A 14,816-nucleotide genomic window follows, 5' to 3' on the forward strand; every position below is an offset into this window, starting at 1 on the left:
CGGATTACCCGTGTGAAAGTAGGACATTGCCAGACACCCCATAGAAAGCGCCCGTACAGAGACCTGTACGGGCGTTTTGCTTTATGCGCCCTGGACATTGTGTGCCCCCGGCAAAGCAGTACGCCAACATGTTAAACTTGCTCTCTTGTCCAAATCTGGCCAGCGAAGCTGGTCGATGTGATCCGGGAGTCACGATGTCTGGCAATTCTTTTGGTCTTCTCTTCAGCGTTAGTTCTTTTGGCGAATCCCACGGACCAGCAATTGGCTGTGTGGTTGACGGCTGCCCTCCAGGGCTTGAGCTGACCGAGGCCGATATCCAGGCAGAGCTGGATCGTCGCAAGCCTGGCACTTCTCGGCACGTGACACAGCGCAAAGAGCCCGACACCGTTGAGATTCTCTCCGGTGTGTTTGAAGGCAAAACGACGGGTACGCCCATCGCACTGCTGATCCGTAATCAGGACCAACGCAGCCAGGACTACGGCAAAATCGCCGAAACTTTCCGTCCTGGTCATGCTGATTACACCTATTGGCATAAGTACGGCATTCGCGACTATCGTGGTGGTGGCCGTTCTTCCGCGCGCGAAACCGCAGTGCGCGTTGCGGCTGGTGCCATTGCCAAGAAATGGCTCAAAGAGAAATTCGGGATTCAGATCCGTGGCTACATGAGCCAGTTGGGCGAGATCGAAATTCCATTCCAAAGCTGGGAAGAGGTGAGTGAAAACGCCTTCTTTGCGCCGAACAACGAGATCGTGCCAAAGCTGGAAGCCTACATGGACCAGATTCGCAGCGAGCGCGATTCAGTGGGGGCACGGATTACCGTTGTAGCCGAAGGCGTGCCTGTCGGTTTGGGTGAGCCGGTATATGACCGTCTTGATGCGGACATCGCCTATGCCATGATGGGCATTAATGCCGTGAAGGGCGTCGAAGTCGGTGCCGGCTTCGCCAGCATCGCTCAGCGTGGCTCGGAACACTGCGACGAGCTGACACCGGAAGGTTTTGCCAGCAATCATGCAGGTGGTGTTCTGGGGGGTATCTCTACCGGGCAGGATATTGTTGTCAATATGGCGGTCAAACCGACATCCAGCATTGCACAGGAGCGCCGCTCTATTGATAAGGCGGGCAATCCTGTGATGATGGCGACGACAGGTCGGCACGACCCTTGCGTCGGTATTCGGGCAACGCCGATTGCTGAAGCAATGCTGGCCTTGGTATTGATTGATCACGCTTTACGTCATCGCGCTCAGTGCGCCGACGTTAAGGTGGATACGCCACGCATTCCGGGAGCGATTGGCGGCTAATTTCATCCTGGCTCGCTGATTGTTCTGGGGCAACTGCATGAAACGTATTTCTTTGCTGTGGCTGGCTTTGGTGTTGGGATTGCTGGCGGGCTGTGCGACCAGGCCGCCAGAGTTTGTAGCGCAAGTGACCATCCGCCATACGCTGGCCAGTGCTGTGGCCGGCAAGCAGTTTGCTTTTGCCCGGCCGGCACCGCAGTCCCAGAGTCTGCTGGATCAGTCCGTGGAGCAGCAGGTGGCCCAGGAGCTGAGTGCTGTGGGCCTCGTCCAGGCTGAGAGTCCGCAGCGAGCGGACTGGTTGATTGCGCTGAACTACGGCGTGGATAACGGCCAGATTGTGGTAACTCAGGAGCCCGTGTGGGGGACTGTTGGATACACTCCCTATTACAACTGGTATCCGGGACCATATGGCGGCCGGATGTACGCGCCAATGTGGTATCCGCAGCCGGGTATTGTCGGTGTGCAGTCCGTACAAAATACGGTCTACACCCGTTTCTTGAGCGTCGATATCTCGGACCGGCAACTGCTGGAGCAGGGGCGCTTTGCCAAGTTGTACGAAGGTAAGGCGGTCAATCATTCAGAGAGCCAGGATCTGGATACGGCGTTGCCTTGGCTGACCCGAGCCTTGTTCCAGAGTTTTCCAGGATTTTCTGGTACGACGACTACGGTCCGGCTTGTGCTGCCGCAGCCCGCACCACACTGACGCATTGGCACGTCAGATTGCGTCGGGGTGGCGCAATGGCTGAAGCAGGATGAAGCGCTTTTCGCTACAATTGCGCGAACTTTTGCCGGACACCACCCTGTGACGCCTGATCAGTATTGCGAAGACAAAGCCGCCCGTAGCGGTTCCAGTTTTTATTACAGCTTCCGTTTTCTTGCGCTGGAGAAGCGTCGCGCTATCACTGCGCTCTATGCGTTCTGTCGCGAAGTGGACGATGTTGTTGACGAAACCCACGATGAAGGGGTGGCGCGGACAACCCTGAACTGGTGGCGTGCCGAGGTTGATAACCTCTATGCAGGCAATCCGCAGCACCCGGTAACCCGCGCGTTGCTGCCGGCGATCAAGAAATACGATCTGGCGCGTGAATTGTTCCTCGAGATCATCGATGGCATGGAGATGGATCTCGATGCCGCCCGTTACGCCTCGTTCAAAGACCTGCAGCTGTATTGCTACCGTGTCGCCTCGGTGGTGGGGCAGATGGCCGCACAAATCTTTGGTTATACCGATCGCAAAACGCTCAAGTATGCCCACGATCTGGGTTTGGCATTCCAGTTGACCAATATCATCCGGGATGTGGGTGAAGATGCGCGACGTGGTCGTATTTATCTGCCGGTAGATGAACTGCAGCGCTTCAATGTGCCAGCTGCCGATATCCTTAATTTCCGTGAAACACCGGAGTTCGCCGCTCTGATGAACTTCCAGATTGAGCGTGCTGAACATTACTACCATCAGGCCATTAGTGAGCTACCAGCTCCGGACCGCAAAACCCAAAGAACTGGCCTTGTGATGGCAGCGATTTATCGTGCCACACTTGAAGAAATCAAGCGCGATGGCGTGACCAAAGTATTGAACCAGCGTCTTAGTCTGACGCCCATCCGCAAATTGTGGCTCGCCTGGCGCACCTGGTGGTGGGGCTGAGCACCCTTGTCAATGAGCAAGTATTCAGTAGCAGTCGTTGGCGGTGGTTATGCCGGCATGGCAGCGGCAGTCAGGGCCGCACATCGAGGTGCTTCCGTCAGCGTGTTTGAAGCCGGCCCGGTATTGGGCGGGCGGGCGCGACGTATCTCTATCGATGGCCGTCGGCTGGATAATGGTCAGCATCTACTGATCGGTGCCTATAGCGCTTTGCTGGATTTGATGCGGCAAGTAGGGGTCGACCTGGATGACGCCTTTCTACGTACGCCACTTGATCTGAAAGTCCAGCCTGACTTTCATTTGCGCTGCCCCTCTCTTCCAGCCCCACTGCATCTCGCAGCAGGACTGCTCTCCGTCAAGGGGTTGTCCTGGACGGCACGCGGTGCCTTGATCCGTTTGATGCTGGCCAGCCAGTTGGCTGGGTGGACGCTCAAGATGGATCAGACTGTCGCTCAATGGTTAAAACAAAACCGTCAGCCGGAAGATCTGATCGTGCGTTTCTGGCAACCGCTGACGGTCGCTGCGTTGAATACCCCGATTGAAACTGCCTCGGCACAAATCCTGCTGAATGTACTGCGTGATTCGTTGGGTGGCGGGCGCGCTGCATCTGACCTCTTGTTTCCGCGTATTGATTTTTCAGCATTGTTCCCGGAGCCGGCCGGCGAATACATCGCGGGGCGGGGTGGCAAGGTTGAAACCGGTGTTTCCGTCACCCAACTGCAGCGGGATGGCGACCAGTGGCAAATCAATGACCGGGCCGAGCGGTTTGACGGTGTCGTCATTGCACTGCCGCCGCATCGTCTCAGTATGCTGACCGACGAAAATGGTGCGCCTTTGCTGGTCGATGCGATTGAGTTGATCGAACGCTGGGAATTCCAGCCGATTGTGACGCTCTACTATCAATACCCCGCTGAAACAAGATTGCCCCAGCCAATGCTGGGCTGTTCCGGTGGATTGTGTCAGTGGGTTTTTGATCGTGGGCAAACTCACGGCGATGCAGGGCTGATTGCAGTAGTGCTCTCAGCAAAAGGTGTGCACAGTAATTGGCCGCAAGCAGAACTCGCTGATCGGGTAGCGCAGGAGTTGGAGGCGACATTCGGTTGGAGTCAGCCGATTTCACATCGGGTGATTAGTGAGAAGCGGGCGACGTTTGCATGTACCCCTGATCTGATCCGGCCAGGCAACGCGACCAAGTACCCGTCGCTCTGGCTGGCAGGTGACTATACGGCGCTGGATTATCCGGCAACGCTGGAAGGCGCGGTCAGAAGCGGCTTGCAGGCGGCAGATGGACTATTGGCGGCACTGAACTGAAAGGGCGGCAATATGGACTGGAAAACCTCGCAACCGGTTGAAGGCGCGTTTAAAGACAGAGTGATTCTCGTGACTGGCGCCGGTCAGGGCATTGGTGAGGCGGCGGCCCTGGCCTTGGCCAAGGCGGGGGCCACGGTAATATTGATGGGGCGGAGCGAGAAAAAACTCGCAAAAGTCTACGATGCCATTGAAGCTGCAGGTGGCCCGCGCCCCGCTGCGGTCCCGATGGATCTGGCCAAGGCGGGGGAGGCTGAACTCGCGCAGTTGGGCATGGTACTCAGCAAGGAATTTGGCCGACTGGATGGCATTTTGCATGCCGCCAATGGTTTTGCGCATCTTTCGCCGCTGTCCAACCAGAAGCTGGATGAATGGATGGAGCAGTTCCGTGTCAATGTCGCCGCACCATTCGCCATGACGCGAGCGCTGATGCCACTACTCGCTGCTGCGCCGGATGCAGCAATCCTGGTGCTGGGCGAAACTCACGGCCTTGAACCCAAAGCATACTGGGGCGGTTATGCTGTCTCGAAGGCCGCGCAGAATACCTGGGTGACCATTGCGGCGGATGAATGGGATAAACAAGAGAATCTGCGTATTAATCTGCTGGTGCCCGGTCCCATTCACTCCCCGTTCCGCACTAAAACTCACCCCGCCGAGGCGTGGTCTGCGTTGCCGCAGATTGCGGAGATCGTTCCAGCCATCCTGTATTGGCTGGGCCCGCAGAGCCGTGGCCGGACAGGCCAGGTGCTGCGTTTTGATGCGGTGGTGCAATAGATGAAAATGCAATTCAAAATGCACTGCCAAATGTAAATATTTACAGTGTTGCCTTGGAGCAACATTCTGCTACTATTACTTCCAGACTACTTGACATTCATTGCCAAGGCAGTGCCGGCTGCTCCAGCCGGTTGGGGTGAGCACCCCACATAGCGTCTCCTTCTTATTTGGCTGATGAGCCCCGTGATCAACGGGGCTTTTTTTTGTCCGTACTTCTGTTTTTGATCACCACCAGGCTCCGGTGGTCACTGTGGGCTGGTAAAATTGCGTGTTAACCCGCGCATAGATCCAAATGGACCTGGAACACCTCTTTTCAACGGAAGGCCCCTTTGCCAAGGCATTTCCCGGCTATAAGCTACGCCAGTCCCAGCTGGAGATGGCTTTGGCTGTCAAAGCGGCCATCGATGAAAAGGGTCAGCTCATTGCCGAGGCCGGAACGGGCACAGGCAAAACGTTTGCCTATCTGGTGCCCGCCATTCTGGGCGGCGGCAAGGTCATCGTTTCCACCGGTACTAAAACCCTGCAGGATCAGCTCTTCCAGCGTGATATTCCGCTAGTGCGTGATGTACTGCGGGTGCCGGTTACGGTGGCATTGCTTAAAGGCCGTGCCAACTACGTTTGCCATTACCATCTTGAGCGCACTCGGCATGAAGGCCGGTTCCTGCGCAAAGAGGACATCGCCGATCTGCAAAAAGTAGAGCGCTATGCCAAGGTGACGCAGTCAGGTGACAAAGCGGGTTGTACCGGCGTGCCTGAAGACGCGCCAATCTGGCCGCATGTGACCTCTACGCGTGACAACTGCCTGGGGACTGATTGTCCTAATCACAAGGATTGCTTTGTGCTTAAGGCGCGCAAAGAGGCACAGGAAGCCGATGTTGTCGTGGTTAATCATCACCTGTTCTTTGCCGATGTCTGGCTTCGCGATGAGGGTGCGGGCGAATTGCTACCGGCCTGTAATACGGTGGTGTTTGATGAAGCACACCAATTGCCCGAGGTCGCGAGTTTGTTCTTTGGCGATACGATCACGAGTGGCCAGTTGATTGAAATCGCCCGCGACGCGCGTAGCGAAGGTCTCGTGATTGCTAAAGACTTCGTCAAGCTACCGCAAGCCGCTGAAGCTCTCGAAAAAGCCGTGCGCGACTTCCGTCTGGTTTTCAAGCCAGAGCCAGCGCGTTTTCCGTTGCATCAGGTCAGCGAATTGCCAGGCTTTGCCGAAGGGTTGGCAGCGATGCTGGAGTGCCTGACCACATTGCAGGCGCTACTGGCCGCGCAGGCAGAACGTGCCGAATCGCTTGAAAACGCCGCGCGGCGCGCGCATGAGTTACGTGAGACGCTCACTAACTGGCAAAAGGGCGATGACGAAGAATCCGTGCACTGGATCGACATTCTCTCGCACGGTTTCATGCTCCACGCCACACCGCTCAATATTTCCAAGATCTTCCAGAAGCAACTCAAAGGTCACCCTCGCGCCTGGATTTTTGCGTCCGCCACATTGGCGGTAAACGGCAAATTCACTCATTACCAGCACGAGCTTGGCTTGTGGGATGCGCAGACTGGCACTTGGGATAGTCCGTTCGATTACAAAAAACAGGCGGTGCTGTACGTGCCGCCCAATATGCCGGAAGCCAATTCGCCCGGTTTTACTGGCAAGGTTGTCGAGCAGGCCTGGCCTTTGCTCAAGCTCACTCATGGGCACGCATTTTTGTTGTTTACCTCCTTACGTGCCATGCGTGAAACGTATGACCTCGTGACGCAGCGTTTAAAGGACGAAAAGCTGGATTGGCCGGTGTTGCTGCAAGGGCAGGGTTCACGCACCGAGTTGCTTGACCAGTTTCGCCGTTCACCCAATGCCATCCTGGTTGCCAGCCAGACTTTCTGGGAAGGGATTGACGTCAAGGGCGAGCAGTTGTCGCTGGTGGTGATCGACAAATTACCCTTCTCTCCGCCCGATGATCCCGTGCTGGCGGCGCGTATTGAGCAGATGAACAAGGAAGGGCGCAGCGCTTTTGTCGAATATCAGATTCCACACGCCGCCATCGCGCTCAAGCAAGGGGCAGGGCGATTGATCCGCGATGAAACCGACACGGGCATTCTGATGATCTGCGACACGCGGCTAGTCGATAAACCCTATGGCAAACTCTTGTGGAAGAGCCTGCCTCCCATGTACCGTACGCGCGAACCCGACACCGTAAAACGATTCTTTGAAGCCAAACGCAACCATGCCCCGCAGCAAGACCAGTCGCCAGAACAAACCAGTTAAAACCGCGTCGCCTTCCGGTCGCTTTGCCGGCTTGCTATTGCTGACCTTATTGATGGTCCTCATTGCGGGCGGCATTGGTGCCTACAACGCGATCGTGGCGCCGCAGCAGGAACAAACCCCGCTTGATTTTGAACTGGAGCCGGGTAGTACCCGCAAGGTGGCAGAGCAACTTGAAGCACAAGGCGTGATTCAATCGCCGTTCACCTTCCGTTTGGTGGCCCGTCTCACGGGGGCTGAGCGCAAGCTCAAGGCTGGCAGTTATACGCTCACTGCACCAACCAGCCTGCTGGACCTGATCCGCAAGCTCACCGATGGTGACACCGCGATGATTTCATTTACGGTGATCGAAGGCACAAACTGGCGTGGCTTGCGCACGGCACTCAATAGCAACCCGGACTTGCGGCATGACTCGCAACCGATGGCCGATGCCCAGTTGCTTGCTACTTTGAAGATTGATGCGTCCAGTCCGGAAGGGCAGTTCTTTCCGGATACTTATCATATTGATCGCGGTAGCTCTGACGTGAAGCTGCTGGCGCGCGCCCACGAACGCATGCAAAAGAAGCTGGATGCCGCATGGGAAAAGCGCGCGCCGGATCTGGCGCTGAAAACGCCCTATGACGTGTTGATCATGGCCTCCCTGGTGGAAAAAGAAACGGGCCATGCACCGGATCGGCCGCTGGTTGCTGGCGTGTTCCTCAACCGTCTCAAGACCGGCATGCGTTTGCAGACCGACCCGAGTGTGATCTACGGCCTGGGTGAAGGCTATACCGGCACCTTGCGAAAGGTGGATCTGGAGACGGATACCCCGTGGAACACCTATACCCGCGCCGGCCTGCCGCCGACCCCGATTGCAAACCCGGGTGAGGCCTCGTTGCTCGCGGCAGTGCAGCCTGCCAACACGCGGGCGCTGTATTTTGTCTCACGTGGGGACGGAAGTTCACAGTTCTCTGAGAGCCTGGCCGATCACAATGCGGCCGTGCGCAAATACATTCTGAACTCGGCAGGCAAGTCGGTACCCGCGTCAATGCCCCAGTAAATCAGCCCGGTTTCTGCCGAACAACAACGCCGCAGCCCACTGGCCTGCGGCGTTGTTGTTTTTAGACAATTCTGTAGTTTAATTTTTAAAACTACCAAAAAATGCTTGCCTTTTATTGGTCGCCAGGCAAAAATCTCGCTCATGTTTTGCGTTGCAACAACCTTCTGTTTTCGGATTCATTCAGCACGTTGCTACTGGAAAACCCGTAGAAAAGTGTTTGAAAGTGGCTGTTTTACTGGATTTGCAAGTCGGACACTGGCTTGAAAATGCAAGGTAATGACGGCACTGATCAAGTCAGCAGAGGATGAGTGGCGGCGTTTAATTTGCATCGGTCGTAAACAAACGATCGATTTTTTTGGATCTTGATGTGTAGCTGTTTATTTCTGGCTACAGATCATCTGGTCCGGTCCTGATCACAAATCAAGGATCGAACCTGTTTGAATCCGGGTGAGAAGGCGGCTGGATTGCCGGTTTACCTTGATGACGTTTTGACTGTTTCCTGTCCTACCGATTCTGGCTTGGCACGGCCGAATCGGGAATTCAGAGCCACAACCTTTTGCAGGTTGTGGCTTTTTTTTATGGCGGCGTGCAGACATCAAAAAAGCCCGCGCTCCGCGGGCTTTTTTGATGGGGCTGAATGACCAGGGAATTATTGAATGCCGCCTTTGGCGTGGAAGCTGCGCTCCAGTTTATGCACACCTGCGGCCATGACCATCGTTAACGCCAGATAGACAATAGAGATGGTGATGTAGGGCTCCCAGAAGCGCGAATAGACCCCCGCGACGGTGCGTGCCGCGTAGGCCATTTCAGTCAAACCAATGGCCGACACCAGAGAGCTATCTTTGAGCAGCATGATGGCTTCATTGCCCAGCGGCGGCAGCATGCGGCGGAAAGCTTGCGGCACGACAACAAAACGCATGGTTTGCCAGTAGTTCATGCCCAGTGAGCGGGAGGCCTCGGTCTGGCCCCGGGCGATGGACTGAATGCCCGCGCGGAAAATCTCGGTGATATAAGCACCGGCATTGAGCGTCAGTGCAACGAGGCCCGACATGAAAGCGCCATAATCCTGACGCAGTGTGGCTGCCAGATCCCCGCTAATCAGCAGGCCGTCTTCCGGGTGGACCAGTAGCGGCATCACTGCAAAATGAATCAGCAGAATTTGCACAAACAGCGGTGTACCCCGAAAGAACGTGACATAAGCAGTGGCAGGCCAACGGGCAAAGACGCGTAGTGGCCATTTCCACGGGCCTTGGGTGACGTTGCTGGAGAGGCGTGCCATGCCGGTAAATAAACCAATCAGTGTGCCCACTACGACGGCCACAACCGTGATCAGTAACGTCATCTTGGCACCGTCGATGAACATCTGGCGGTATTCCCAGATCATCTGCAAATTGACGTGACTCAAAGGCGGCACCGCGTGTTGTGCCTGGTCCCAGAATTGATTGAAATCCATATGTCTCGTATCCGGCTCAGGCGTGGGTTTTAGAAAAACGGTTCAGACTATAAAGGTAATGCATGCTGCACATTTCGCGCTTGAAGCAAATTCAGGGCTACGCATGAAAAGAAGCGCAAACGGCACGCCGTTGCGCTTCTTTCGGATTGTCTGCGGTAATCCGGGCTGGGCTTATTTGCTGGCGCCGAAGTACTTCTTGTAGATCTTGTCGTAGGTGCCGTCAGCTTTGATGGCCTTGATGCCTGCATTGATCTTGACCAGCAGGTCCTTGTTGCCTTTCTTCACGGCGTAGCCGTAGTACTCCTTGGCAAAACTGCTGTCATCTACCACTTTGAGCTTGGCACCCTTGTTGTTGGCCACGTAGTTGATCACTACACCGTTATCGGCCACAACGGCATCCACGCCGCCGGACAACAGTTCCTGGATAGCCAGCGGGGTTGATTCAAAACGCTTGATGTTGGGGCTGGTTTTGCCCTGCAGTTTCTGTACAACTTCATCACCCGTGGTGCCGGTCTGGACGGCGACTTTCAGGTTCTTCAGGTCGGCAAATTTCGTAACCTTGCTGGATGCCGACACGGCGATCATCTGTTTGGCTTCGAAGTAGGGTTCGGAGAAATCCATGGATTGCTTGCGCTCGTCGGTAATGGTCACGGCCGAGCTGACAATATCGCGGTCACCGGTGGCAAGCGTAGCGAAAATGCCTTCCCACGGAGTGTTGATGAATTTAACGTCAAAACCGCCTTTGGCGGCGACAGCCTTGAGTACGTCCACGTCAAAGCCGACCACTTCTTTCTTGTCATTCATTGACTCAAACGGTGCATAAGAAGCGTCAGTCGCCACTTGATAGGTCTTGCCGGCAGCAAAGACCGGGCTGGCCAGAATAACTGAGGCGGTGAGGGCAGCAAACAGCTTGCCGAACGTGTTCTGCATGGCGGAATACTCCTGGTAAGGCCGGGTTGGTTTTAGTTTCCAGTGACTTTATAAAGGCAGCCTTGGCGATCTTGTCGCTACGGCGCGCCCCGGTTCTCTACAACACGCTTCGGGTAGCGAGCGTATTGGCGGTGGGTACCCGCTGCAATCAGGATATTCCCTTGACGCAGATCAGGCACTGTTGGCGCCAATGCGCTTGATTAAAGCAATATTTTGACCAGCATGCAGGCCTGCGGCGCTCATTGTGGCGCGTTTGTCGTAATTCTTTTCCCTGGTACGGGTGTATAAGCAGGCGCTCACTGACGGGTTAAAACGAGGTTGCCGGTGCTTGGAGCATGTACTGCAGAAGGTAATGGGGACCTGGTCTGGTAACGGCGCCCCTGAGTGGTGCATTTTATTATGCGGCCAGGCATTCAGTGCCCAAAGAAAAAGCCGCCCATCTGGGCGGCTTTTCTGTTTGACGCTCAACCCGCTTATTCGTTACGGGTTTCAATCTGCACCAATGGTGCATCACTGTGCTCGGAAGCTGTCGTTTCCGCTGCAGCGCTACGTCGAGTCCGGACTTCTTCTGCCGGTGTCGCAGCTGCGGCATCGGCTGCGGCCGGGCTGGCTGCAGTTTCGACTTGTTGCAGCGGCTCGCTACCTGCTGCGTCGCTTTGGCGAGGCTGACTGTCACGGCGGCGGCGGCGTGCCGGTGCGGCTGGCGTTTGCGTTGCCGGTTCAGCCGACAGGTCTTGTCGCGTAGCGACCAGGACCAGGCCGACATCTTCTGGTGTGCCGACTTCCAGCACAGGCGCAGCGGCCGGGGCCGGAACTGGAACCGCAGCAGGTGCGGGAGCAGCCACTTCGGCCTTGGCCGGCTGAGCCTCGTCAAACAGGCCCGGTTGCAATGCCGGGGTCGCCGCAACGACTTCTGCCACCGTGACGGCTGGTGCAGGAGCTTCAGTCTCGACCGGGGTCGAAACCGGTGTCGGCTTGGCTTCAGCCTGCACTGGCGTCGCGACTGGTGTGGCGTTGCCGTGAGCGGCAGTGCTGGCCAGCATGGTGACGATCGTACCTGACTTGGCTGGTTCAGCAGCGGCCTTGGCCGGTACTACCTCAGCCACGACCGGAGCCGGTGCGGTAACGGGCGCAGGTTCAGCTGCGACCGGTTCGGCTGCTTGTGGCTGGGCTTCTACAGCAGCAACAGTTGCAGTAACCGTGGCGGCGCTAATGGCAGCAGCCCAATCGCTTTGATCATGACTTGCGGCGACCGGTGCTGGTGCAGCTTGTTGCTCAACCGGTGCAGCTTCAGCGGCAGCCGTTTGTTCGCTACCCGCTTCTACGCTGCTTTCAGTTGCTGCGGCGTTTTCATTGCGATCACGACGGTCACGACGGCCCCGGCGGCGACGGCTACGGCCTTCGCCCGCTTCCGGTGCTGCGGCTTGCTCACCCGCAACGCCTTCAACCGGTGCGATAACCTGCTGAATGACTTCTTTTTCTTCCGCAGCGACAACTGGCTTCGGCTGGCGTTCACGATCCTGACGTGGGGCGCGTTCACGCGGCTGGCGCGGCTCTTGCGCTTGTTGCTCATTGCGCTCGGCACGATCCGGGCGTTCTGCGCGCTCGGCTTGCTGACGTTCGCCACGCTCGCCACGGTTGCGTTCGTTACGTTGTTCCTGACGTGCAGCGCGGGCGCTCATGTCTTCTTCGATGCGCGGCTTGCTGCTACTACCACGACGCTCGTTTTGCGGGCGCTCGGCATTGCGATCTTCGCGTTCGGCGCGCTGACCGCGTTCGCTGCGTTCACCACCGCGATCATTGCGATCATTGCGATCACGGCGACCACCCTGGCGGTTGTCATTGCGTTCGTTGCGACCGCCACGCTGACCACCCTGGCTCTGACGCTTGGCGGGTTGTGGCGCAGGCTCTTCCACGGTCGGTGTGCCGGCGAAGAACTTGACGATGCGGCTCCACAGGCTCGGGCCAGCCGCGGTTGCAGCGGCAGCAGCCGGGGCTACTTCGCGCTGTGCAGAAACCGGTGCCGGTTGTGCGGGGGTAATACCCTTGACGGCAGCTTCCTGGCGCTTGGCCATTTCTTCGCGTGCCTGACCTGGCTGGTAGCCTTCCTCCGGCGGTGTTTCCACCATGCGATAGGACGGCAGGGCCTCGTCAGTGTGGTTCAGGTCGTCATGACGCAGACGAACCACGCTGTAATTCGGCGTTTCCAGGTTGATGTTCGGGATCAACACCACGCTGACTTTCAGGCGCGATTCCAGCGTAAAGAGTTCAGTGCGCTTTTCGTTCAACAAGAACGTTGCGACATCAACGGGCACCTGCGCGTGGATCGCACCGGTGTTTTCCTTCATGGCCTCTTCCTGGATGATGCGCAGGATGTTGAGTGCCGAGGATTCGGTGCCGCGAATAAAGCCGGTGCCATGGCAGCGTGGGCACGCAATGTGCGTGGTTTCTTCCAGTGACGGTTGCAGTCGCTGGCGAGAGAGTTCCATCAAACCAAAGCGGCTGATCTTGCCGGTCTGCACGCGAGCACGGTCAAAATGCAGTGCCTCGCGCAGTCGGTTTTCGACTTCGCGCTGGTTCTTGGGGTTCTCCATGTCGATGAAGTCGATGACGATCAGGCCACCGACGTCACGCAGACGCAACTGGCGGGCAATTTCATCGGCCGCTTCCAGGTTGGTGCGGGCGGCGGTTTCTTCGATGTCCGAGCCTTTGGTGGCGCGGGCCGAGTTCACGTCGATGGAGTAGAGCGCTTCGGTCTTGTCGATCACGATCGCGCCGCCGGACGGCAGCGTTACTTCGCGTGCAAACGCGGTTTCGATCTGGTGTTCGATCTGGAAGCGGGAGAACAGCGGAACGTCATCCTGGTACAGCTTCACGCGATTGACGTTGCCCGGCATCACATGGCTCATGAACTGACGAGCCTGTTCATAGATGTCGGCCTTGTCGATCAGCAGTTCGCCGATATCAGGCTGGAAGTAATCGCGGATCGCACGGATAACGAGGCTGGATTCCTGATAGATCAGGAACGCGCCGCTGCCACCTGCCGCACCTTCGATGGCACGCCACAATTGCAGCAGGTAGTTCAAATCCCACTGCAGTTCTTCGGCGCTGCGGCCGATGGCGGCAGTACGCGCGATCAGGCTCATGCCTTGTGGGGTTTCCAGCTGGTCGAGCACTGCGCGCAGTTCCTGACGCTCATCGCCCTCGATGCGGCGAGAAACGCCACCGCCACGCGGGTTGTTTGGCATCAGGACCAGGTAACGGCCGGCCAGGCTGATATACGTGGTGAGGGCAGCGCCCTTGTTGCCGCGCTCGTCCTTTTCAACCTGGACGATCAGCTCCTGGCCTTCGCGCAATGCGTCACCGGGGCGAACCCGGCCGCCTTCGCTGCCGTCAGCGTAATAAGAGCGGGCAATTTCCTTGAAGGGCAGAAAGCCGTGGCGTTCGCAGCCGTAATCTACAAAGCAGGCTTCGAGGCTAGGCTCGATGCGGGTGATGACACCCTTGTAGATGTTGGACTTGCGTTGTTCCTTGCCGACGGTCTCGATATCAAGATCGATCAGCTTCTGGCCGTCGACAATCGCAACGCGCAGCTCTTCGGCCTGCGTTGCATTGAACAGCATGCGTTTCATTTAAAATGGCTCCCGCACGCACTCGCACGGCGGAAACCCGGGGCAACAACGCCCTCAGTCCGTCAATCAGGACGCCATATTCATCGGCACCGGTTGTAAGTCGGGGCCTGGCGGTTAGTGAGCGGAACAGCGTGGGGCGTGTGCAATCTCCATGATGAAAGCGTCCGCTTCTGGCGGGCGCCGGAAAAAACCGGGTGTGGTATAGCGCAAGCTTTGGTGGAGCTTGCGGTTAATAACCTTGTGAGTGCGTGGTTCTAATAAACTGCGTTTTTGTCGCTGCTTGGGGCCACTCGGGACCATCTCGGCGGTACTGGATGTCAGGGGTGTCTCGAAATCCGGAGTAGTAAGCTGTACACTCCATCTCTTTGCCCGTGGCATCACCATCTGCGCCGGCGTGGCCGTCAAAGCGGTGAATTGGCTGCATTCATAGCGGTGAGCGAGCATTAACCGCTTCCCAATACCAAGACCAAACGTGCACGTCAGGCGATTCCC

The 14,816-nt window shown here is 57.1% G+C and carries 10 protein-coding genes; 7 read left to right on the forward strand and 3 right to left on the reverse strand.

Annotated elements, in window-relative coordinates; translation table 11 throughout:
- Nucleotides 1–194: 194 nt before the first annotated feature.
- The 7 genes from aroC to mltG all read left to right on the forward strand — a co-directional run bounded on the left by aroC (nucleotide 195) and on the right by mltG (nucleotide 8,309).
- Nucleotides 195–1,298 carry a chorismate synthase gene (aroC, locus tag IEX44_RS20395; RefSeq protein WP_188698657.1) on the forward strand — a complete coding sequence of 368 codons (1,104 nt, stop codon included), beginning with the start codon at nucleotides 195–197 and terminating at the stop codon, nucleotides 1,296–1,298.
- A 37-nt stretch (nucleotides 1,299–1,335) separates the two neighbouring features.
- A complete protein-coding gene (locus IEX44_RS20400) occupies nucleotides 1,336–1,998 on the forward strand; it encodes a DUF4136 domain-containing protein (protein ID WP_188698660.1) in 663 nt (220 codons plus the stop codon).
- A gap of 99 nt (nucleotides 1,999–2,097) precedes the next feature.
- Nucleotides 2,098–2,934, forward strand: coding sequence for a presqualene diphosphate synthase HpnD (hpnD, locus tag IEX44_RS20405; protein WP_188698663.1), 837 nt, complete (start codon nucleotides 2,098–2,100; stop codon nucleotides 2,932–2,934).
- A 12-nt stretch (nucleotides 2,935–2,946) separates the two neighbouring features.
- Nucleotides 2,947–4,242, forward strand: coding sequence for a hydroxysqualene dehydroxylase HpnE (gene hpnE, locus IEX44_RS20410; RefSeq protein WP_188698666.1), 1,296 nt, complete (start codon nucleotides 2,947–2,949; stop codon nucleotides 4,240–4,242).
- Between the two features lie 12 nt (nucleotides 4,243–4,254).
- A complete protein-coding gene (locus tag IEX44_RS20415; protein ID WP_188698669.1) occupies nucleotides 4,255–5,013 on the forward strand; it encodes an SDR family NAD(P)-dependent oxidoreductase in 759 nt (252 codons plus the stop codon).
- Nucleotides 5,014–5,305: 292 nt separating this feature from the next.
- Nucleotides 5,306–7,273: a DNA repair helicase YoaA gene (yoaA, locus tag IEX44_RS20420; protein WP_188698672.1), complete on the forward strand. Its 1,968-nt coding sequence runs from the start codon at nucleotides 5,306–5,308 to the stop codon at nucleotides 7,271–7,273.
- On the forward strand, nucleotides 7,233–8,309 hold the full coding sequence (gene mltG / locus IEX44_RS20425; RefSeq protein WP_188698677.1) for an endolytic transglycosylase MltG: 1,077 nt from the start codon (nucleotides 7,233–7,235) through the stop codon (nucleotides 8,307–8,309). The genes yoaA and mltG overlap by 41 nt, the downstream gene beginning before the upstream one ends.
- Before the next feature lie 649 nt (nucleotides 8,310–8,958).
- On the opposite strand, the gene IEX44_RS20430 is transcribed toward mltG, so the two are convergent.
- The 3 genes from IEX44_RS20430 to IEX44_RS20440 form a co-directional block, all read right to left on the reverse strand.
- Complete coding sequence (locus IEX44_RS20430) at nucleotides 8,959–9,762, reverse strand: amino acid ABC transporter permease (RefSeq protein ID WP_188698680.1); 804 nt, start codon at nucleotides 9,760–9,762, stop codon at nucleotides 8,959–8,961.
- A 171-nt stretch (nucleotides 9,763–9,933) separates the two neighbouring features.
- Nucleotides 9,934–10,692, reverse strand: a complete 759-nt coding sequence (locus tag IEX44_RS20435) for a basic amino acid ABC transporter substrate-binding protein (RefSeq protein ID WP_188698683.1) — start codon at nucleotides 10,690–10,692, stop codon at nucleotides 9,934–9,936.
- Nucleotides 10,693–11,165: 473 nt separating this feature from the next.
- A complete protein-coding gene (locus tag IEX44_RS20440; protein ID WP_188698686.1) occupies nucleotides 11,166–14,324 on the reverse strand; it encodes an Rne/Rng family ribonuclease in 3,159 nt (1,052 codons plus the stop codon).
- Between the last annotated feature and the right edge of the window lie 492 nt (nucleotides 14,325–14,816).

The sequence above is a fragment of the Silvimonas amylolytica genome (assembly GCF_014645555.1).
GTDB lineage: Bacteria > Pseudomonadota > Gammaproteobacteria > Burkholderiales > Chitinibacteraceae > Silvimonas > Silvimonas amylolytica.